This window comes from Corallococcus sp. AB049A, from assembly GCF_003668885.1.
Classification (GTDB): domain Bacteria; phylum Myxococcota; class Myxococcia; order Myxococcales; family Myxococcaceae; genus Corallococcus; species Corallococcus interemptor.
On sequence record NZ_RAWL01000040.1, the window covers coordinates 1 to 20,768 of the forward strand.

14 protein-coding genes are annotated in these 20,768 nt (G+C 69.9%); 10 read left to right on the forward strand and 4 right to left on the reverse strand.

The genetic code is table 11. The features are described 5' to 3' along the window. Positions 1 to 52: 52 nt before the first annotated feature. Complete coding sequence (locus D7X55_RS42825) at positions 53 to 460, reverse strand: transposase (protein WP_120553222.1); 408 nt, start codon at positions 458 to 460, stop codon at positions 53 to 55. Between D7X55_RS42825 and D7X55_RS42830 the strand changes: the two genes are divergently transcribed. Then, positions 387 to 869: a CPBP family intramembrane glutamic endopeptidase gene (locus D7X55_RS42830; protein ID WP_158626328.1), complete on the forward strand. Its 483-nt coding sequence runs from the start codon at positions 387 to 389 to the stop codon at positions 867 to 869. The two genes, D7X55_RS42825 and D7X55_RS42830, sit on opposite strands and share 74 nt — an antisense overlap. On the opposite strand, the gene D7X55_RS44110 is transcribed toward D7X55_RS42830, so the two are convergent. Continuing rightward, the gene (locus D7X55_RS44110; protein WP_199746882.1) at positions 856 to 1,248 is read right to left on the reverse strand and encodes a hypothetical protein; all 393 of its coding nucleotides are present in this window, start codon (positions 1,246 to 1,248) and stop codon (positions 856 to 858) included. The genes D7X55_RS42830 and D7X55_RS44110 overlap by 14 nt on opposite strands. Before the next feature lie 252 nt (positions 1,249 to 1,500). Between D7X55_RS44110 and D7X55_RS06885 the strand changes: the two genes are divergently transcribed. From D7X55_RS06885 to D7X55_RS06910, 6 genes are all read left to right on the forward strand, one after another. After that, complete coding sequence (locus tag D7X55_RS06885) at positions 1,501 to 4,635, forward strand: serine/threonine-protein kinase (RefSeq protein WP_147470040.1); 3,135 nt, start codon at positions 1,501 to 1,503, stop codon at positions 4,633 to 4,635. A gap of 54 nt (positions 4,636 to 4,689) precedes the next feature. After that, positions 4,690 to 5,571, forward strand: a complete 882-nt coding sequence (locus D7X55_RS06890; protein ID WP_120549445.1) for a sigma factor-like helix-turn-helix DNA-binding protein — start codon at positions 4,690 to 4,692, stop codon at positions 5,569 to 5,571. A 165-nt stretch (positions 5,572 to 5,736) separates the two neighbouring features. Beyond that, positions 5,737 to 7,053 (forward strand): reprolysin-like metallopeptidase, encoded by a 1,317-nt coding sequence (locus D7X55_RS06895; RefSeq protein WP_121722590.1) that lies wholly within the window; start codon positions 5,737 to 5,739, stop codon positions 7,051 to 7,053. Positions 7,054 to 7,499: 446 nt separating this feature from the next. After that, positions 7,500 to 8,111: a hypothetical protein gene (locus D7X55_RS06900; protein ID WP_120549443.1), complete on the forward strand. Its 612-nt coding sequence runs from the start codon at positions 7,500 to 7,502 to the stop codon at positions 8,109 to 8,111. 114 nt (positions 8,112 to 8,225) lie between these two features. Next, the gene (locus D7X55_RS06905; protein WP_147442790.1) at positions 8,226 to 8,621 is read left to right on the forward strand and encodes a hypothetical protein; all 396 of its coding nucleotides are present in this window, start codon (positions 8,226 to 8,228) and stop codon (positions 8,619 to 8,621) included. A 175-nt stretch (positions 8,622 to 8,796) separates the two neighbouring features. Continuing rightward, the gene (locus tag D7X55_RS06910) at positions 8,797 to 9,033 is read left to right on the forward strand and encodes a DUF6289 family protein (RefSeq protein WP_120549441.1); all 237 of its coding nucleotides are present in this window, start codon (positions 8,797 to 8,799) and stop codon (positions 9,031 to 9,033) included. Positions 9,034 to 9,063: 30 nt separating this feature from the next. On the opposite strand, the gene D7X55_RS06915 is transcribed toward D7X55_RS06910, so the two are convergent. Together D7X55_RS06915 and D7X55_RS06920 are read right to left on the reverse strand one after the other, a co-directional pair. Beyond that, on the reverse strand, positions 9,064 to 9,570 hold the full coding sequence (locus D7X55_RS06915; RefSeq protein WP_121722591.1) for a hypothetical protein: 507 nt from the start codon (positions 9,568 to 9,570) through the stop codon (positions 9,064 to 9,066). A 15-nt stretch (positions 9,571 to 9,585) separates the two neighbouring features. Then, complete coding sequence (locus tag D7X55_RS06920) at positions 9,586 to 11,688, reverse strand: sulfatase (RefSeq protein WP_121722592.1); 2,103 nt, start codon at positions 11,686 to 11,688, stop codon at positions 9,586 to 9,588. Between the two features lie 235 nt (positions 11,689 to 11,923). Between D7X55_RS06920 and dnaE the strand changes: the two genes are divergently transcribed. The 3 genes from dnaE (at position 11,924) to D7X55_RS06935 (ending at position 20,732) form a co-directional block, all read left to right on the forward strand. After that, positions 11,924 to 15,469: a DNA polymerase III subunit alpha gene (dnaE, locus tag D7X55_RS06925; protein WP_120549438.1), complete on the forward strand. Its 3,546-nt coding sequence runs from the start codon at positions 11,924 to 11,926 to the stop codon at positions 15,467 to 15,469. 20 nt (positions 15,470 to 15,489) lie between these two features. Next, the gene (locus D7X55_RS06930; RefSeq protein WP_120549437.1) at positions 15,490 to 16,293 is read left to right on the forward strand and encodes an SDR family oxidoreductase; all 804 of its coding nucleotides are present in this window, start codon (positions 15,490 to 15,492) and stop codon (positions 16,291 to 16,293) included. Between the two features lie 125 nt (positions 16,294 to 16,418). After that, the gene (locus D7X55_RS06935; RefSeq protein WP_147470041.1) at positions 16,419 to 20,732 is read left to right on the forward strand and encodes a lamin tail domain-containing protein; all 4,314 of its coding nucleotides are present in this window, start codon (positions 16,419 to 16,421) and stop codon (positions 20,730 to 20,732) included. Positions 20,733 to 20,768 lie beyond the last annotated feature (36 nt).

Below are 20,768 nucleotides of genomic sequence, written 5' to 3' on the forward strand. Positions count from 1 at the left end.
TGGCACACCGGCGCCACGCCCAACTCGTCGACGGCCTGCAGGGCCACCGCCATCAGGGCTCCTCGTCGGGCTTGGGCAGTTCCACTCCCAGGATTTCCGAAACTTTTTTTTGGAGGTCCAGCAGGGCCTCGGCGCGCTTGAGGCGCACCTGGGTCTGGGCCAATTGCTTCTCCAACTCGGCGACGCGCCGGGCGCTTGCGTCGGGCACCTTCGCCGGCGGGCCGCGCTTCTTCAGGCTGCCGGCCGACAGCTCCCCTGCATCGCGCTGGCGCCGCCACGCGCTCAGCAGCGAGGAGTACAGCCCTTCGCGGCGCAGTAGCGCCCCGACTTCACCGGGCTTCGTGCAGCGCTCTGCCTCCGCCAGCACCCGCAGCTTGTACTCCGCGGTGAAACCTCGTCGCCTGGCCTTCTCCACCACCTCGGTCTCCCTGACCCGAGCCTCTTCCACCACCGGATTCATCGTCCCTGCCTGGGTCGCCCTGCACACTAAACTGCTGGGTACGGACTGTCTCACTCACCTTGGCAGAGAGGGCTGGGGGCGCACGGCCGGCATCGCGGGAGCCGCGACCCTCTTCGGCATCATGCACCTGGACTACGCTTACAGCCCCATGGCCGTGTTCCTGGGCCTGTTCCTGGGCTGGCTCGCGGAGCGCACGGGAAGCGTGCGCCTGCCCATCTTCGTCCACGTCCTCAACAACCTGACGTCGTTCCTGCTGTCCCGCTACGCTCCATCCACCACGGAGCTGCCGACCTCCGTGCACGTGACGCTGCTGGCAGCGTGCTCGCTGGTGTTCGTGGGAGTGGTGGCGGTTCTGCGGAGGATGGAGCCTCGGTCGCAAGAGCCCGAGCTCACCTTCAGTGCGAAGTGAGCAGCATCCGCTCCCTCAGCGCGCGCAGGACGTCCAGGTCGGGGGCCACCTGTCGAGCCGCCGCCATGGCCGTGTCCGCTGCCTTCAGCGCTTCACCGGTCAATCCCTCTCGATACGAATGCTCGGCGTAGTCCGTCCACCGTTCCCAGCGCGAATAGAGCCGGATGGGCCATTCCGCGAGGTGGACTTCGACCAGCGAGCGCGCCCGCTGCGTCACCTCGCGCCCTGACGCCACCTGCCCGGGCATCCGCACCACGAACGGGATGCGCAGGCCCGCGCTGCCCCACAGGTGGTCGCCGTGCCCCAGGCCCAAGCCCTCGTCCCCCAAGTGCGTGGACGACGCGAACACCACCAGCGCGAACGGCGCGTCCTCTGGCATCCCGTCCAGTACGTGCCGCACCCGCGTGCGCAGCGGGCAAGGTCCGTCAGCTCCGGGAACTCGCCCCGCTCCTTGAACAGCCCCGGCGCCAGCGCCGTCCATACTCTTGACGCCATCGCAGTTTGCATACGCCGCAGCGACAATCCGGCAGCAACGGTCCAGCGTGATGCGTCGCAAGGACGCCGATCCTTCTTTTCCAAGGGGCTTTGCGTTTAGATGCCTTCCGCGCTTCCAGAGCTTCACGGTTCCTTCATGTCTCAGTGCCCTGACGAGAACGAGCTGCTGGACGGGGCGCGGGCGCGGCTGTCGGCGGAGGCGCAGGCCCGGCTGGAGTCGCACCTGGACGGGTGCGCGGCGTGCTGCGCGGTGCTGGCCGGCCTGGACGGTGGGCGCTCCCTGTCCCTGCGCGACCCGCCGCGCGAAGCACCGCCGGAGCCGGAGGAGATGCCCCGGCCCGGTGCTCGCGTGGGCCGCTATGTGCTGCTGCGGCGCGTGGGAGAGGGCGGCATGGGCGCCGTGTTCGCCGCGCATGACCCGGACCTGGACCGCCAGGTGGCGCTCAAGCTGCTCAAGCCCGGCGTGGTGGCGGACGCGGAGGCTCGCGGGCGGCTGATGCGGGAGGCCCAGGCCCAGGCGCGGCTGTCCCATCCGAACGTCGTGACGGTGCATGACGTGGGCCTGGACGGCGACACGGTCTTCCTCGCCATGGAGCTGCTGCGCGGTGGGACGCTGCGCCGCTGGTTGGCGGAGGCACCACGGACCTGGCGCGAGGTGCTGACGCGCTTCGTCCAGGCGGGGCGGGGTCTGGCCGCCGCGCACGCGGTGGGCCTCGTGCATCGAGACTTCAAACCGGACAACGTGCTGCTGGGCGAGGATGACCAGGTGCGCGTCGCCGACTTCGGCCTCGCTCGCGCCGGGCCCGTCCAGCCTGGCGCGCTGGATGCCCCCGCCGCCTCGGTCCCCGTCCGCGAGCCGCCACTTCTCGCGGGTGCGACGCCCACCGGCGCTACGCTGGGCACGCCCGCGTACATGTCCCCGGAGCAGTGGCGGGGCCAGCACGCGGATGCGCGCAGCGACCAGTTCAGCTTCTGCGTCGCGCTGTACGAGGCCCTCTTCGGCCAGCGGCCCTTCGCGGGGGACACGGCACTGGAGCGCGCGCGAGCGGTCTTCGAGGGCCGGGTGCTGCCACCGCCCCGGGACTCGCGGGTGCCCGTCGAGGTGAGGCAGGCGGTGCTGCGCGGCCTCGCCAGCAATCCCGCCCTTCGTCACCCTTCGCTGGACGCGCTGCTCGCACGGCTGGAGCCCGCTCCGCGCGCGTCACGCTGGCGCCTGGCCTCCTCGGCGCTGGCCCTGGGCGTGGTGATCAGCGCGGCCACGGGCCTTGTCGTCATGCGCGGCGGCGGCGAGCAGCGGGTCTGCACCGGCTTCGAGTCCCGGCTCGCGGGCACCTGGGACGCGGCGCGGCGGGCGCGGCTGGAGCAGCGCTTCCGCCCGGGAACGCCCGGTGTGCCCGAGGCCACCCTCGCGTCCACCGTGCGCGCGCTGGATGCCTATGCCCAGGCGCTGGTGGCCCAGGAGCAGCGGTCCTGCGAGGACACGCGCGTGCGGCAGACCCAATCCGAGCGGCTGATGGACCTGCGCGCCGCATGTCTGGATGGCCGGCGCCAGGCCCTCCACGTCCTGGTGGACCTGCTCGAGGGCGGGGAGCGCGAGGCGCTGCTGCGCGCCCCGGAGGCGGCGCGGCGGCTTCCCTCGCTGGCCGCGTGCGCGGACCGGGCGGTGCTGGCCCGCGTGGATCCGCTGCCCGAAGCGCCGGAGACCCGCGCGAAGCTCGCGTCGCTCGTCCGTGAGCTGGACGGGCTGCGCGCGCAGGGCGCGGCCGGCTTCCACGCTCGGGCCCTGCCCCGGCTGGAAGAGGTGGTGGGGGCGCTGCGAGAGTTGGGACACCGCCCCACGCTCGCGCGGGCCCTGCTCCTGCTGGGCGAGCTGCGAGGCACCGACGGCGGCTTCACGGCGGCGCGCGAGGTGCTGGAGGAGGCCGTGCGGGTCGCGGAGGCCGGACACGACGACGAGACCGCCGCGCACGCCTGGAACCGCCTCCTCTACACGGAGGGCGAGGGGCTGGGCCTGGTGAAGGAGGCCCAGCGCACCGCGCGCATGGCGGAGGCCGCCCTGGCCCGGCTGGGACCCGAGGGCTCCGCGGAGGTGGCGTCGGAGCTGCACCGCTACCGCAGCGCCCTCAGTTACCGGCAGGGCGAGTTCGCGCGGGCCCTCGCCGACGCCGAGCAGGCCCTGGCGCTGCTGGAGCACGCGGAGGGCGCGCAGGACGAGGCGCTCGCGGAGTCCCTCACCGGCATGGGCCGGGCCCTCAACAGCCTGGGCCGCTACGCCGAGGCGGAGCGGCACTACGCCCGCGCCCTGACGTTGGTGGATGCCGTGTACGGGCAGGACCACCCGCTGCGCGCGGTGTACCTCAACAACCTGGCCACCGCGCTGCGGCTCCAGGGCCGGGTGGCGGAGGCGGTCGAGCGCTACCGCGAGGCGCTCGTGCTGGGAGAGCGACACTACGGAGCGGATCACCCCACCACGTGCGTCATGCGCACGAACCTGGGCGACGCGCTCGCGCGGCAGGGCCGGCTGGAGGAGGCGCTGACGCACTACGAGCGCGCCCGGGCCAGCCTGGGCGGCGGCGGGGACGGGGAACGGCTGCGGCTGGCGGCCGTGCTGCTGAGCCTGGGCAACGCGCGCTCGGACCTGGGGCAGCTGCCGGAGGCGGAGGCCGTCTACCGCGAGGCGCTCGCGCTCCAACTGGCGCAGCTGGGCCCGCGGCATCCGGACGTGGCCCTGTCACGCAACAACCTGGGGTCGGTGGCGCTCGACGCGGGCCGCCTGCGTGAAGCGCGCGAGCACTTCGAGGCGGCGCGTGAGCTGTGGGAGGCCGCGCTGGGCCCGGAGCACCCGAAGGTGGCGAGCGCCCTGTACAACCTGGGCAACGTGGCGCTGCGCATGGGCCGGGTGCGCCCGGCCATTGCCTACCTGCGGCGGGCGCTGGCGGTGCGCGAGGCGGCACTCGGTGCGGAGCACCCCCGCGTGGTGCCGACGCTGGGGCTGCTGGGCGAGGCGCTGTGGGACGCCGGCCAGCCACGCGAGGCCCGTGAGCTGTTGGAGCGGGCGGTGGCGCTGTCCACGCGAGTGGAGGTCTCCCCGCCGGACCATGCCCGCGCGCGCTTCGCGCTCGCCCGTGTCCTCTGGCCGACGCGCGCCGAGCAGCCCCGGGCGCTCGCCCTGGCGCGCGAGGCGCTGGAAGCCTATTCGCGCAGCTCGCCCATCAATGCGCCCCGCGTGCGCGAGGTGCGGGCCTGGCTGTCCGCTCACGGCCCTTCGTGAGCCGGGCGCGCGTGTCCCCGCCCGCGTGGGCGGGCCTGTCGCTGGAGGTGGGCCATGCCGTCCGAACAGACCGAGTTCTTCCTCTCGCGGGCTCCCCGCGCGCTCGTCCCGGCGCTGCGCTCGCACCCCGGGCTGGAGCAGGTGCTCCAGGAACTGGTGCGGGCCGCGCGCGAGGCCTGGCCGGAAGTGGGCCTGGAGGTGGAGGCCTTCCTCGCGCACGCGGCGGAGCGGCTGCCCGCCACGGGTGACGCCGGTGCCGTGCTCGCGAGCCTGTGCGCGGAGGACCTCGCCCTGGCGTTCACCTGCACGCGAGGGAACGCGCGGGCCCTCCAGACGTTCGACGCGCACGTCCTGTCGCAGGTGGGGACGTGGCTGCCCGGCGAGGCGCCGTCACAGGTGGATGAGCTGCGGCAGTTGCTGCGTCAGCGGCTGCTCGTCCCGGTGGGCGGGGCCCCGCCGAAGCTGGCCTCCTATTCCGGGCGTGCCCCGCTGGCGCAGTGGGTGCGGGCGGTGGCGCTGCGGCTCCACATTGATCAGCAGCGCGCCGCGCCCCGCGAGCAGCCGGTGGGCGAGCGGCTGCCGGGGCTGGCGGAGCGGTTGGGCGCGGACCCCGAGCTGGCCTTCATCCGCGAACGGCACCAGGAGGACTTCCGCGGGGCCTTCCGCGCGGCGCTGGGCCGGCTGGACACGCGGGAGCGCAACCTGCTGCGGCTGCACCACGTGCATGGCCTGTCCATGGACGCGATGGCGGCCACCACGCAGGCGCCGCGCTCCACGGTGGCGCGCTGGATTGCCCGCGCCCGCGAGCGGCTGCTGGCCCTCACCCGCGAGGAGCTGACGGCGCGGCTGGGGCTCACCACGGATGAGCTGGACAGCCTGCTGCGCCTCGTGCGCAGCGAGCTGGACATCAGCCTGCGCCAGCTGCTGGCGGACTGACCCCCACTCCGGAATCCCGCGGCCGGGTGAGACGAAATTCTCAACTTCTCGTCCCTGGGGAAGAACAGTAACCGCGGGAAACACGGGATGTCGCGATGCGTCGAGGCGCGGGGCGTCGTGGGAGTCGTGTGTCCGGCGGTGCGCGTCACTCAAGGGAGGAAGCCCATGAAGCAGTGGACCCGATGGAGCACCGCCAAGTCCGCAGTCACCGCCCGTACCTGGGCCATGCCGTTGGCGTTGCTGGGCATGGTGGGGTGCACGAACGACGTCGCGGGGGATGAGGCCAGCGCCCCCGCTCCGCAGGACGCGCACGTGAAGGCGTGGGTGCCGGAGACGGCGGTGCCCGCTCCGGCGCACGCGGAAGGAACAGAGCACACGCTCCAGATGGACTGGGCCCTCCAGGAGAAGACGGTGGAGGACCTGACGGACCACTCGGCGCTGATCATCGACGGGACGGTGGAGTCCACGCGCTACGACGTCCTGCGCACCTATGCGCGGTCGAAGACGGAAGGGGCGACCCCGGGTGAGCTGAGCGGCCTCTACACGGACCTGCCCGTCACCATCGCGACGGTGCGGGTTTCCAATATCGCGCGCACGTCGAGGGACCTCCGGAGCGCGTCGGGCGGTGTCGTCGCGCAGGGGGCCACCGTGGACGTGATGTATCCCGGCGGCCTGCTCGCGGACGGCTGCACGCTCGCGCCGGAGGACAGCCCGCTGCCGGCGGTGGGGGAGCAGGCGGTCCTCTTCCTCGCGCCGCAGGAGGGCGTCAAGCCGCTGGCCGCGCAATCCCTGACGGGCGTCTACGCCGTGACGGGAGGGCCGGTGGGGCGCGTCCTCGTGAAGGGAGGCTTCGTGCAGGGCCCGAGCTCGTCGCGTCACGCCACCGCGCTCAAGGAGCACCTGGGCGGCCCCGTTGACGCACTGCTCGCCCGGGTCGGCGCCCGCGCCCGGGCCGTCGAGTACGTGCGCCCCGAGGCGCGCGCGGTGCCCTCGGTGGAAGACGCGCCGAGCGGGCCGCGCGCCCAGAGCTGGTGCGGGGTTCCGCTCTTTGGCTACAGGTGGTGCCGCTACCCCACGAACGTCACGTACACGGACTTCACGACCACGCGGTGGCCGGTCGGCGACGCGATGAACGCGTGGATGTACACGAGCATCTCGAACGGCCTGTACCTGCACTGGCGCGGCAGCGGTTCCTCCGACGTCATGGTCTATGAGAACTGGTACGGCAACAACGGCTGGCTTGCCTATACCTGGAACTACGCGTCGGGCGGCTGCATGACCGGCAGCGTCGTGAACATGAACAACACCTATCACGCGGGCGCGTACCACGCGAAGAGCGTCAGCGTGCATGAGATTGGCCACACGCTCGGCATCGCGCACCACTGGGATTGCAACTCGATCATGTACTCGAGCCCCACCGTCTGCGGGTCGGCCGTCACGTCCTGCGACGCCCAGGTGGCGGCGGAGCTGTACCGGTACTGACGCCGCGGCCTCGCGCGTGGACGGTGGTGCTCGCGTTCGTGCTCATGCTGATGACGCTCGTCGTCGGGAGCGTCATCGTGGTCAACGTCGCCCTGAGCGTTGCGTGCGCCATACATAGGCCCGGGTTGGCAGAAGGCGTGGCACAGCCGCTGACAAGCAACACACCCAGGCCCCAGGCCCCAGGTCCGCGGTGCTTTCCGCAATCGGCTCTCCTCCAGCACGCATCACCCGCGAAGCAGGAAACGTACTTCATGGTTTCGCGTGGAGGAGGACTTCCGTCCGGAGAACACCCACTTGCAGGCGTATCGCGCGGCAGGAGAGCTTCTTCCGGACGCCCTGGAAGCGCCATCCCCCGGAAGAGGTAAAGACAGTCAACGTCCGTCTGGACATCGTGCGCCCCGAACACCGACCCTTGGGGGCATCGCACAGGCATGAAGATTCATCGGATGTTGGCAGTGGTCGCGGGGATGTTGCTGGCGGGTTGCGGTGGCGGTGACGACCCGGGGGAGGACAATAAGCCCCCGGTGACGTGCTCCGCGGCGAACTGCACGGGCTGCTGTTTCAACAACACCTGCCAGACGGGGAACACCGCCTCCGCGTGTGGCAAGGCCGGGGCCGCGTGCATGGCTTGCAACGCGGCCCAGGTCTGCAAGACGGATCAGACGTGCGGTGCGGATCCGGCGGGTGTCTGGTTCGTCCAGCCCACGTCCGCTCAAATCACGGCCAGCAACAACGGCACGGCCTGGGATGCGGATGGCTCCGCGCCGGATGTCTTCGTGGAGATGCAGTGTCCGGGGGCGACTGCGTCCTCCGTCACCCCGGAAGTGGAGAGCTACACGCCCGCTTGGACTTCGGGCGGCTGCACCGCCACGGCGGGTCGTCTGCTCACGGAGCCCTGGGCCTTCCGCGTCTGGGACAGTGATGTCAGCGTCAATGACACCATCACCGGCGTCCTCCTGTATCAGTTCAAGGAGGCGGACCTCTCCGCGGGCCGTGTCACGCTCCAGGCTTCGGGGGGAATGATGTCCATCACCCTCGGCGTGCGGAAGCAACCGTAGGGCGCGAACCGAGGCCTGCCCGGGCTGCCATGGCAGGCCATGGGTTCCCCTTTCGAGCCATCTTCCGGCGCCAGTCCTCCGGCACCCGAATCGCCACGCCCGCGCGTGTGGCCGGTGCTGGTCGCGTTCATCCTGCTGCTGCCGGCGATCTTCGTGATGACGCTCATCGTGGCCAACATCGCGATGGCGGTGGAGATGGCCCGCGCGGGAGTGGACCCTCAGGACAGCGAGGCCATTCGGGCCGTGACGGAGCAGCTCTGGCCGATGTCCTGGCTGCACGTGGCGGTCATCATGACGTCCAGCCTCCTGGTGATGCTCGCCGCGCTCCTGGGCGGATTCCTGTCGCCGAAGCCCCTGAAGGAACGGTTGCGCTTGGGGACGGGAACGGCATTGCCCTCGTGGGCCTGGGGCGCCGCGCTGGTGGGATGCTTCACGGTGGGGCAGGCCCTGGAGAGTCTGTCGGTGCTCGCAGGTGTATGGAATTACGCAGTGGCGCTGAAGAGTTTGTAGGCCACGAGTCAAGGCTCGGCTGCGACCTTCGCGGGGCTGGTGTTCGTGGGAGTGGTGACAGTTCTGCGGCGTCGGCGCTTGCTCTGTCTGTCCAAAAAGCTCGGAGCCGCCTTGCACCCGCAATCCAAGGCAACCTAGCGTTCGAGGTCGCAGTCCTTCTCCTTGGAGGCAATCGATGAGGAAGTTGCTCTTTGGCGTCGCGCTGGCGGTTCCCGCGTTGGTGGGCCTTGGAACGTCCGCATATGCCCCGAAGGCCGAGGCGGCTCCGGCGCAGAGTTGCGAGTGGGACTACTACGCGGATGCCACCTATTCGGAGATGGTGGGCAACGCAACCCAGACGTGCAGCGGACGGACGTACCTCACGGGCATCCGGACGCCGTACTCCCAGCTGGTGATCTGCTTCCCCTGTTGAGGAAGCGGTTCATGGCGGGTGCCGCGACCTTCAGTGCGAAGTGAGCAGCACCCGCCGCCGCAACTCGCGCAGGGCGTCCAGGTCGGGGGCCAGTCGTCGAACCTCCGCCATGGCCGCGTCCGCTGCCTTCAGCGCTGCACCCGCCAATCCCTCTCGGTACGTGTGCGCGGAGTAGCCCATCCACTGTTCCCAACGCGAATAGAGCTCCACGGGCCAGTCGGCGAGGTGGACTACCACGTAGTAGGGCGTGGCTTCGGGCTTCGCGGGGCCGCAGCGCAGGAGCCATAGATGCGCCTCCGCCAGGAGGACGCCGTTGCCTTGTTTGGCTTCAGCTCTCCAGAGATCAAAATAGCCGCGCGAGAACCGCTCCCTGTGCGGCCAGTGCGCCAGACATTCGAGGTGCAGCGGCGCGTCGCAGTAGGGCCAGAGCTCATCCCCTTCATCGAAGAACGCGCCGGAAGTCGCGGTGTACGGCTTCGACAAGTCGGTGCTGCCGCAGATGGGGCAGCTTGTAAGTCCTTCCAGGATGATGGCCATGGCATGACACCCTACTCAGGGACCCACGGCGCCGCGAGCTTCACCCGTCCCATCCGGCAGCTCCGCAGCAAGCTTCGCCCTCAATGAGGCCACGACGTTCGGATGGTCTCCCGACACGTCCCGAAGCTCCGAAGGATCCGACACCGTATCGAACAGCTGCACCCGCACCCCATCCGGCGTGGGCAGCTCCAACAGCTTCCAGCGCCCCAGATACACCCCGCGGTGACGCGACCGTCGCACCGGTCCCTCCCACTCCGGCTTCAGCGCGATCTCCCCCGTGTCTCCCTCCACCATCGCAATCTCATAGAGCCACGGATACGGCATGCGCACCGTCTGGTACGGCTGACCATCCCGGTCGCTGAACCACACATCCGTCTCAATCAACGCGGGCACGTCCGGTAACGCCTTGGGCTCTGGCCCCGGCCGCACGAGCGACGCCAACGAGCGTCCCCGGAACGACTCCGGCGCGGGCACGCCCAGCAAATCCAGCACCGTCGGCGCCACGTCCAGCGACCGCGCCCGCTGCGTCACCTCGCGCCCTGACGCCACCTGCCCGGGCAGCCGCACCACGAACGGGATGCGCAAACCCGCGCTGCCCCACAGATGGTCGCCGTGCCCCTGGCCCAGTCCCTCGTCCTCCAGGTGCTCACCATGGTCCGACAACAGCACCACCAGCGTGTCGTCCCATCGGCCCCGCCGCTCCAGGTCCGCGCGCACGTTGCCCACCAGCCCATCGAACGTGCGCACCGCCGCGTCGTAGTTCGCCCCCAGCGCCGCGACGTCCTCCGGCGTGGTCGCGGGCGCGTTCGGATCCACCTCCATCCGGGGCGTCGCCCCGAAGCGCCACGGTCCCCGGTAGCCATGCTCCACGTACTGTCCCTCCTGCGGCCACGGCGCGGCGTACGGAAAGTGCGTGGAGGACGCGAACACCACCAGCGCGAACGGCGCGTCCTCCGGCATCCCGTCCAGCACGTGCCGCACCCGCGTGCGCAGCGGGGCAGGGTCCGTCAGCTCCGGGAACTCGCCCCGCTCCTTGAACAGCCCCGGCGCCAGCGCCGTCCAGGGCAGCAACGCCACGTGGGTGATGAGCATCCGCTGCCGCACCAGGTCCGGGAAGCGGAAGTCCGGCGCGGACACCACGTGGAAGCCATACGGGAAGCGCGAGAAGTGGTCCCCCGCGTAGTCCGCCACCACCGCCGTGCGGTAGCCCTGCGCCTCCAGCGCCGTGGCCAGCGTGGTGAGCTTCGCCTCGCGCGCCTCGCGCCCCACCAGCGTGTGCACCACCGGGTGTTCGCCCGCGTACTGCGACGTGAGCAGCGTCGTCCACGACGGCGCCGTGCGCGGCACCTGCACCACCGTTTCCTTGAAGCGCGTTCCCTCCTCCATCAGCCGGTCGATGTTCGGCGACGTGGACCGCGAATAGCCATTGCCCGACAGGTGGTCCGGCCTCAGCCCGTCCGACGCCAGGATGAGCAGGTTCGGTTTCGCGCGCCCCGCCGGCTCCGGCTCTGACGGGTTCCACGCCAGCCCCAGCCCCGTGAAGCCCGCCACCGCCGCCGCGGCCGTCATGCCCCCCAGCACGCCGCGCCAGCGCGGGGACTCCGCAAGCCACCGCGCCACCACCGCCAGCACGCTCAACACCGGCAGCACCAGCGCCGCGAACACCCAGCCCGACGGCTGCGTGCCGCTCAACCCCCGCAGCACCGCCGCCGTCACCTCCGAGCGCGCATACAGCGTCGCCGCGTACAGGTGCGGATGCCGCGCCATGTCCCCCGCGACGAGGAACGCCTCCACCATCAGGCACCCCAGGCCGCTCAGCCAGAACACCGCGCGCCGGCTCCGCCCCGCCGCCCACAGCCCGGCTCCCAGGAGCGCCCCCAGCACCAGCCCCACCACGCAGTACGCGCCAATCAGCCGCGCCACCTGCCACAGCACCACGCCCCGCCACGTGTTCCACACGTACTCCGTGACGATGCCGCTCTCATTCCCCTGGTAACCCAGTTGCATGTTCAGCAGGGCACAGAGCGTGTAGAGCACCAGGAAGACGAGCAGGCCCGCCCGGCAGCCCAGCAGGAGGGCGCGAGCGAGCGTCGGCGGTGTGCGGGCGAAGGCGGGCATCCTGGGGCAGCGTGGTCACGAATCCCACGGCGGTCACCCCATGCCGGAAGGGAGTGCCCACGCCCGGACGGACGGGGGGCCGGAATTCCGCTCCGGGTGTTTCCCAGGCCGGTTTTCCGGGCCCCGCACGCGAGCGTCCTGCTTCTTTCCCACAGCCCCGTCACTGGACTGGCGAGCAGGGGTTGCGGGCTCTAGTGTTCAGGCGCCTCTTTCTTCACCGGGAGCCGGAACGCCCATGTCCTTTACCCACCTTCACCTCCACACCCTCTATTCGCTGCTGGATGGGGCCATCCGGATGAAGGACCTCATCAAGACGGTGAAGGAGAAGGGCATGTCGAGCGTGGCCGTGACGGACCACGGCAACATGTTCGGCACCATCGACTTCTACAAGAAGGCGAAGGACGCCGGCATCAAGCCCATCCTCGGCCTGGAGGCCTACGTCGCGGGCCCCAAGGGGCGCGAGGACCGCTCCGAGAAGGTGGCCCACCACCTCATCCTCCTGGCCAAGAACGCGGAGGGCTACGCGAACCTGCGCTACCTGTCCTCCACCGCGTACATGAACGGGTTCTACTACCACCCGCGCATCGACAAGCAGGTGCTCGCGGAGCACAGCAAGGGCCTCGTCGGCCTCACCGCGTGCCTGGGCGGTGAAGTCACCAGCGCCTGCTTCCGCGGCGACATGGACCACGCCCGCCGCGTGGCCGCCGAATACAAGGGCATCTTCGAGCCCGACAGCTTCTACCTGGAGGTCCAGTCCAACGGCATGGCCGAGCAGGACAAGGCCAACGAGAACCTGAAGCAGCTGTCGCGCGACCTGGACATCCCGCTCGTCGCCACCGCGGACGCGCACTACATCAAGCGCGAGGACGCCAAGGCGCACGAGCTGCTCATGTGCATCGCCAGCGGCAAGACGCTGGCGGACAACAAGCGCCTGCGCCACTCCACGGACAAGCTCTACGTCACGAGCCCGGAGGAGATGCTGGGCTTCTTCGCCGACTCGCCGGAGGCCGTGCACAACTCCATGCGCATCGCGGAGATGTGCAACGTGGAGCTGAAGCTGGGCAAGCCCATGCTCCCCACGTTCAAGGTGCCGGACGGCCACACGCCGGACACCTTCATGTCGGAGCTGGCCTACGAGGGACTGCGCCAGCGCTTCAAGGAGCTGGAGGGCCAGTACCCCATCGACCGCGAGCAGTACCAGGCGCGCCTCACGCTGGAGCTGGGCGTCATCCAGCGCATGGGCTTCTCCGGCTACTTCCTTATCGTCCAGGACTTCATCAACTGGGCCAAGGACCACAACATCCCGGTGGGCCCGGGCCGCGGCTCCGGCGCGGGTTCGCTGGTCGCCTACGCGCTGCGCATCACCGACCTGGACCCCATCCCGTACAACCTCCTCTTCGAGCGCTTCCTCAACCCGGAGCGCGTGTCGATGCCGGACTTCGATATCGACTTCTGCCAGGACCGGCGCGACGAGGTCATCAAGTACGTGGGCCGCAAGTACGGCGAGATGAACGTGGGGCAGATCATCACGTTCGGCTCGCTCAAGGCCAAGAGCGTGCTGCGCGACGTGTGCCGCGTCTTCGGCCTGCCCTTCAGCGAAGGCGACCGCATCGCCAAGCTGGTGCCGGAGGTCCTCAACATCACCTTGAAGGAGGCCATCGAGATGGAGCCTCGCCTCAAGGAGATGATCGAAAAACCCCAGAACATCGGCGAGGTGGAGGGCAACCCCGTCACCACCAAGGACGTGCTGGAGATTGCGCTCGCGCTGGAGGGCCTGCACCGCCAGCCCGGCATGCACGCCGCGGGCGTGGTCATCGCGGACAAGCCGCTCTGGGAGTTCGTGCCCGTCTACCAGCCGCCGGGTGAGAAGATCCTCATCACCCAGTTCGCCAAGGACGAGGTGGAGGCCGCGGGCCTGGTGAAGTTCGACTTCCTGGGCCTGAAGACGCTCACCGTCATCCAGCACGCGCTGGACCTGGTGAACCGCAACCACGGCAAGGACATCAAGCGGCACGAAATCCCGCTGCACGACGAGAAGATGTGGCAGCTGATGGCGGAGGGCGACACCGCCGGCGTCTTCCAGATGGAGTCCAGCGGCTTCACCGAAATGGTGATGAAGCTCAAGCCCACGTGCTTCGAAGACGTCATCGCCGCGGGCGCGCTCTACCGCCCGGGTCCGCTGGACTCCGGCATGGTGGACGTCTTCATCAACCGCAAGCACGGCCGGGAGAAGGTGGCCTACCCGCACCCGAAGCTGGAGCCGGTGCTCAAGGACACCTACGGCGTCATCGTCTACCAGGAACAGGTGATGCAGATCTCCCAGGTGCTGGGAGGCTACACCCTGGGCCGCGCCGACCTTCTTCGCCGCGCCATGGGCAAGAAGAAGGCGGAGGTCATGCAGGCCGAGCGCGCCGGCTTCCTGGAGGGCTGCAAGGCCAACAACGTGGACCTGAAGGTCGCGGGCGAAATCTTCGACCTGATGGAGAAGTTCGCCGAGTACGGCTTCAACAAGAGCCACTCCGCGGCGTACGGCCTGGTCACCATCCACACGGCGTGGCTCAAGGCCCACTACCCGTGCGAATTCATGGCCGCCCTTCTCACCAGCGAGAAGGACAACACCGACAAGGTGGTGAAGCACATTGGCGAGGCCCGCGAGTCGGGCACGCAGGTGCTGCCCCCGGACGTGAACCAGTCCGACATGGCCTTCGGCGCGGTGGACGGGAAGATCCGCTTCGGCCTGGGCGCCATCAAGGGCGTGGGCGAGGGCGCCATCGAGTCCATCCTGGAGGCGCGCAAGGACGGCCCCTTCAAGAGCCTCTTCGACTTCTGCGAGCGCGTGGACGGCCGCCGCGTCAACCGCAAGGTGATGGAAGCGCTGGTGAAGGCCGGCGCCTTCGACTTCGAGAAGCGCCCCCGCGCGCAGCTCTTTGAAACCATCGAGCGCGCGATGAACCGCGGCTCCTCCAGCCAGAAGGACCGCGCGGCGGGCCAGAGCTCGCTGTTCGGCATGCTCGCGGGCCCGGAGTCCTCCGGCGCGGGCCTCAAGGACGACTACGCCCAGGTGGAGGAGTGGCCGGAGAAGGAGCGCCTGGCCTTCGAGAAGGAGTCCATCGGCTTCTACGTGTCCGGCCACCCGCTGTACCAGTACGAGAAGGAGCTCAAGCGCTACGCGCGCCCCATCACCGCCGTGCAGCGCGCGCGCCGCGACGAGAAGCTCACCGTGGCGGGCATCATCACCGTGCTGCGCGAGCGCCCCACCAAGACGGGCAAGCGCATGGCGTGGGTCACCATCGAGGATTTGTCCGGCTCCACGGAGCTGGTGTGCTTCCCGGGCAAGGACGGCACGCGCAACGTGATGGGCAAGGACGGCAAGTGGTCCAAGCAGGGCCCCAAGCCGGGCTACGAGCACTGGGAGCACCTGCTCAAGTCGGATGACCCCATCCTCGTCACCGGCACCGTGCAGATTTCCCAGCGCGACGAGAACACGCCCACCGCGGAGCTCATCGTCGAGGACATCCAGAGCCTCAAGGCCGTGCGTGAGAAGCGCACCAAGCGCCTGGAGCTGCGGCTGCCCGCGGAGATCGTCACCGAGGAGCGGCTGGCGAAGCTCAACGAGCTGGCGAAGAAGTACGCGGGCGCGACGCCGGTGGCGGTGAGCGTGCTGTTCCCCGGGGAAGCGGAGGCGCACATCTCCGGCACCACCCTCAAGGTGCAGGTGAACGACGATTTGCTCCTCGCCGTGGACCGCCTCTTCGGGCAGAAGGTCGTGGAGTTCGGCTGATTTCGAAAGGAAGCGACTCCATGGCGGACAGCGTGTTCAAGGACGGGCTGCTCAAGGGCAAGACGGCGTTCGTCTCCGGCGGCAGCAGCGGCATCAACCTCGGGATCGCCACCGCGTTCGTGAAGGCGGGCGCGAAGGTGGCCATCAACGGCCGCAACGTGGAGAAGCTGGAGGGCGCGGTGAAGGGCCTTACGGCCCACGGCACCGCCATGGGCGTGGCCGCCGACGTGCGCGACTACGCGTCCGTAGAGAAGGCCCTCCTGCAGGTGAAGGACGCGTACGGCGAAATCGACATCCTGGTGTGCGGCGCCGCCGGCAACTTCCCCGCGCCCGTGCTGGGCATGTCCTCCAACGGCTTCAAGGCGGTGATGGACATCGACGTGCTGGGCACCTTCAACGTGTCCCGCGCCGCCTTCGAGCTGCTGCGCAAGCCGGGCGCCGCCGTCATCAACATCTCCGCGCCCCAGGCCTACCTGCCCATGGCCATGCAGGCCCACGTGTGCGCCGCCAAGGCCGGCGTGGACATGCTCACCCGCGTGCTTGCCATTGAGTGGGGCGCCGCGGGCGTGCGCGTCAACGCCATCACCCCGGGCCCCATCGCGGGCACGGAGGGCATGAGCCGCCTGGCCCCGTCGGAAGAGGCCCGCACGAAACTCGCGGAAGCCCTGCCACTCCAGCGATTCGGAACCCCGGACGACATCGCCCGGCTGGCCCTGTTCCTGGCCTCGGACGCCGCGTCGTACATCACCGGCTCCATCATGGTCTGCGACGGGGGGCAGTCCCTCCTGGGCGGTGCCGCGGTGCTTCAAGCCATCAACGGCTGATCCAGTTGACGTGCAAAGTTCCGGTGCCACTTCGCGGGCACCGGGGGATGTCTGCTAGAAAGCACTGCAACCCCGCGTGAAGCGCTTGTCGCCGCGCGGGGTCTGCTCGCTGGACGGAGACATTCATGTCCCCACGGATCGCTGTGCTCGCCCGCTGTCTGGGGTTGGGCGTGCTGTGCCTAGGGCTGTCACTCGGCTGCAAGGATTCAGGAACCCCGCCGCAACCTCCGCCGGAGGTGGAGAGCGTGGTGGACGCCGCGGCCTCCACGGTGGCGGTGGACCGGCCCACGGGCGTGGTGGCGAACGGCGTCGACACGGCGGTCGTCACGGTGACGGCGCTGCGCAAGGGCGACAACTCGCGGCTGTCCGGGCGCGCCGTGTCCGTGACGGTGGAGGGCGCCTCCGTCCAGGAGAGCGCGCTCGTCACCGACATCAACGGTGAGGCGCGTGCCCACGTGCTGGCCACGGAGCCGGGCGTGAGGACGGTGAAGGCGTCCGTGAAGGACGACACCGGCAAGATGGTGGCGCTCAGCCAGACGGCCACCGTGGAGTTCGTGAACGTCAGCACCGTGAAGACGCTGGCGTTCCGCTCCGCGCTGCCGGACGCCGTGGCGGGCGAGCCGCTCAAGCTCCTGGTGGTGGAGGTGCGTGACGGCGCCGGGGCGGTGGTGACGGACAGCACGGCGGAGGTCACGCTGTCGCTGGGCTCCGGCGGCATCGTGTTCCCGGAAGGCCTGCTGACGGTGACGGCGGTGAACGGCGTCGCGACCTTCCCGGACGTGGTGCTGAACAAGGCGGGCGGGGGCTACCACTTCATCGCGAACGCGCCGGGCTTCGAGCCCGTGGCCAGCACCTTCTTCAAGGTGGTGCCGGGCCCGGTGAAGGGCCTGGGGTACGACCGCTTCCTGGATACGGTCACGGTGGGGGTGGCGGAGTCCCTGGAGGTCACGCTCGAGGACGCGCACTCCAACACGGTGACGGACTACACGGGCACGGTGACGCTGACGTCCACGGACGCGGCCGCGACGCTGCCCTCGCACACGTTCACCGCCGCGGACGCGGGCAGGTTCAAGTTCCAGGGCATCACCTTCCGCACGCCCGGCGAGCAGTTCCTGACCATCGCGGACAGCGCGGGGGCCTTCTCCTTTGAAATGCGGGTGATGGTGTCCGCCGCGGCGACCGCGTCGCTGGCGTTCACGCCGCAGCCGTCCAACGGCAACGCGGACTCGGCGCTTCCGGACGTGAAGGTGTCGCTGCTGGACGCGCGCGGCGACGTGGTCTCCACGGCCACGTCGGTGGTGACGCTGACCCTGACCGGCCAGCCGGACTTCACGGCGGTCCCGGTGGCGGCGGTGAATGGCGTGGCCACCTTCTCCGGCCTGCGTGTCACGACGGCCGGGACGTTCACGTTCACAGCCACGGTGGGGGCCCTGACGCGGGAGAGCCAGCCCTTCACGGTGGGCGCCGGCGCCGCGGCGAAGCTCGTGCTGGCGGCCTTCACGGATCCGGTCGACGCGGGCGACGAGAATGACGTGACGGTGACGGTGACGGATGCCTTTGGCAACCGCCGCCAGGACTACGCGGGCACGGTGCACTTCACGTCCTCGGACGCGCAGGCGGTGTTGCCGGCGGACGCGACCTTCGTCCCGGCGGACGCGGGCCAGAAGACCGTCTCCGGCCTCGTGTTCAAGACGGCGGGCGCGCGGACGCTCACCGCCACGGACGCAGCGACCCCGGCGCTCACGGCGACGGTGGACGTGGAGGTGCGCGCCAGCGCGGCCGCGTCCTTCGAGGTCATCGCGAGCACGAGCCCCGTCGCCGCGGGTCAGTCGCTGGGCTACGAGCTGGTGGCGCGTGACGCCTGGGGCAACGTGGCGAAGGATTACGCGTCCACGGTGACGTTCACCTCCACGGACACGCAGGCGGTGTTGCCCGGCGCGTACACGTTCACCCTGGTGGACGAGGGCCGGCACACCTTCAGCGTGACGCTGCGCACCGCCGGGGCGCAGGGGGTCACCGCGGAGGACGTGGCGGACCCCGCGCTCACGGCCACGCACACCTTCACTGTTGGCGCGGCGGCCGCGAACCACCTGGCCTTCGTCTCCGCGCCCACCACGGGCCCGGTGCGGCAGGACCTGGCGGACATCGAGGTCGCGGTGCAGGACGCCTTTGGCAACACCGTCACCGGCGCCTCGGTGGACGTGCAGCTGGCGCTGGCGGGCGGCTCCTTCGCGCAGGGCATCCCCACGCGCTCCACGGTGGACGGCGTGGCCACCTTCAGCGGCCTCAGCGTGAATGATGAAGGCACGTACCAGCTCCAGGCGAGCGCGGACGGCTTCCAGGCAGTCACGTCCGGGGACCTCGCCATCTCCGACACGCAGGCGCCGGCCGCCGCGGCGGGCTTCAGCGCGACGGCGGTGGACGGTGCCAGCATCCGGCTGGACTGGCAGGCGCCGGGCGATGATGGCGCCCTGGGCACGGCCGCGCAGTACGAGCTGCGCTACGCCACGTCCGCCCTCGACGACGCCACCTTCGGCTCGGCCACGCTCGTGACGGGCGTGGGCGCGCCCCAGACGGCGGGCACGGCGGAGTCCTTCACCGTCAGCGGCCTGACGGCGGGCACGACGTACTTCTTCGCGCTGAAGACGTTCGACGCGGCGGGCAACGCCAGCGTGCTGGCCACCGCGAGCGCCGCGACCACCGACCCCTGCAGCGGCTACGTGTGCACGCCGCCCGCGCCCCAGTGCGCGGAGGACGGCTACTCGCGCGAGGTCTACGCGTCGGTGTGCGTGGTGCGGAACGGCGCGCCGGCCTGCGTGGACGGCGACACGACGCTGGAGACCTGCACCGGCGCGGACGCGGTCTGCTACGCGGGCGCGTGCACCACCGCGCCGCACCCGGGCGCGGGCGAGCTGGTCATCTCGGAGGTGATGCACTCGCCCTCCGCGGGCACCACCGAGTACCTGGAGCTGACCAACACCACGTCGCACCTGCTGGACGCGCAGGGCCTGTCGGTGACCCTGGTGAACAGCGTGGGGACGGAGACGACCTTCACGGTGAACCACAACCCCACGCTGCTGGTGCCCCCTGGCGGCCGGACGGTGCTGGCGCAGGACGCGAACTTCACGCGCAACGGTGGCGTGGCGGCGAACACCGACTACGGCATCGACAAGTTCATGGACAGCACCGGCTCCATCACGCTCAAGCAGGGCACGGTGACGGTGGACAGCCTCACGTACACCAATGCGTTCCCGCAGGGGACGGGCCGGGCCATGAGCCTCGCGTCCAGCATCATCGGGACGAAGGGCAGCAGCCATGCCTGGTACTGGTGTGAGTCCTCCGGCAGCCTGGGAGGTGAGAACCCGGACCATGGCACGCCGGGGCAGCTCAACGACGACTGCGGCCTGAACGTGGAGAAGCCGATCAACTGGTGCGCCATCCAGTATCCGAAGACGTTCCCGTCCCCGGACAACACCTACCCGGCGATCATCAACACCGGCGCCAGCTACGACATCTACAGCCAGTTCTACAGCCGCGACGTCACGCAGCGGAACACGACGGGCAACGACTTCTACCCGCTCATCGAGGCGCAGCTGGGCTACGGCACGGACGCCACCAACCCGGCGGGCTGGACGTGGACGGCGGCGGACTTCAACCCGGGCTACACCACGCCGGGCTCGAACAACGACGAGATGAAGGCGGTCCTCCAGATCCCCACGGCCGGCACGTACAGCTACGGCTTCCGCTACCGGTTCAAGGGCGAGGAGTGGGTGTACTGCGACCAGTCCGGCAAGGTGCAGCCGCCCGCGGGCACCTACGGTTCCGTGACGGTGGTGAAGCCGCCGCTGACGAACCACGTGGTCATCAGTGAGTTCGCCTCGAAGGGCCCCGGCAGCAACCCGACCAACCCCAATCACAGCGACGAATTCATCGAGCTCTACAACCCGACGAACGCGCCGGTGACGCTGACGGGCTGGAAAATCCAATACAAGTCCGATACGGGCAATGCCTATTCGACCCTTGTCACGTTGGGCACGGTGAGCATCGCGGCCCATGGCTACTACCTCATCGCCAATACCGGCTATGTAGGCACGGTCGCCCCGAATGCGACCTATACGAGTGCGACCGCGCATACTGCGGGCCACATCCGGATCGGGCCCGGCGCGCTGACGACGGCTGTGAACGACACGGCCACCGTGGACAAGCTCGCCTGGGGAACCACCGCAACTTCACCAGAGGGCACCGCCCCCGCAGCCTTTGTCGCTGACGCTGCGGGCAGCCTGGAGCGCAAGGCTGTATCCACCTCCACCCCTGCATCCATGGATGCTGCCGATGCGCTGCGGGGCAACGGTCTGGACACGGACCAGAATGGGTCTGACTTCGTGATTCGCACGACGCGCAACCCGCAGAACGCGAGCAGTCCGCTCGAGTTCTACTGACGCCTCCGGCTCTTGATCGGTCCCAGGAAGGCCGCC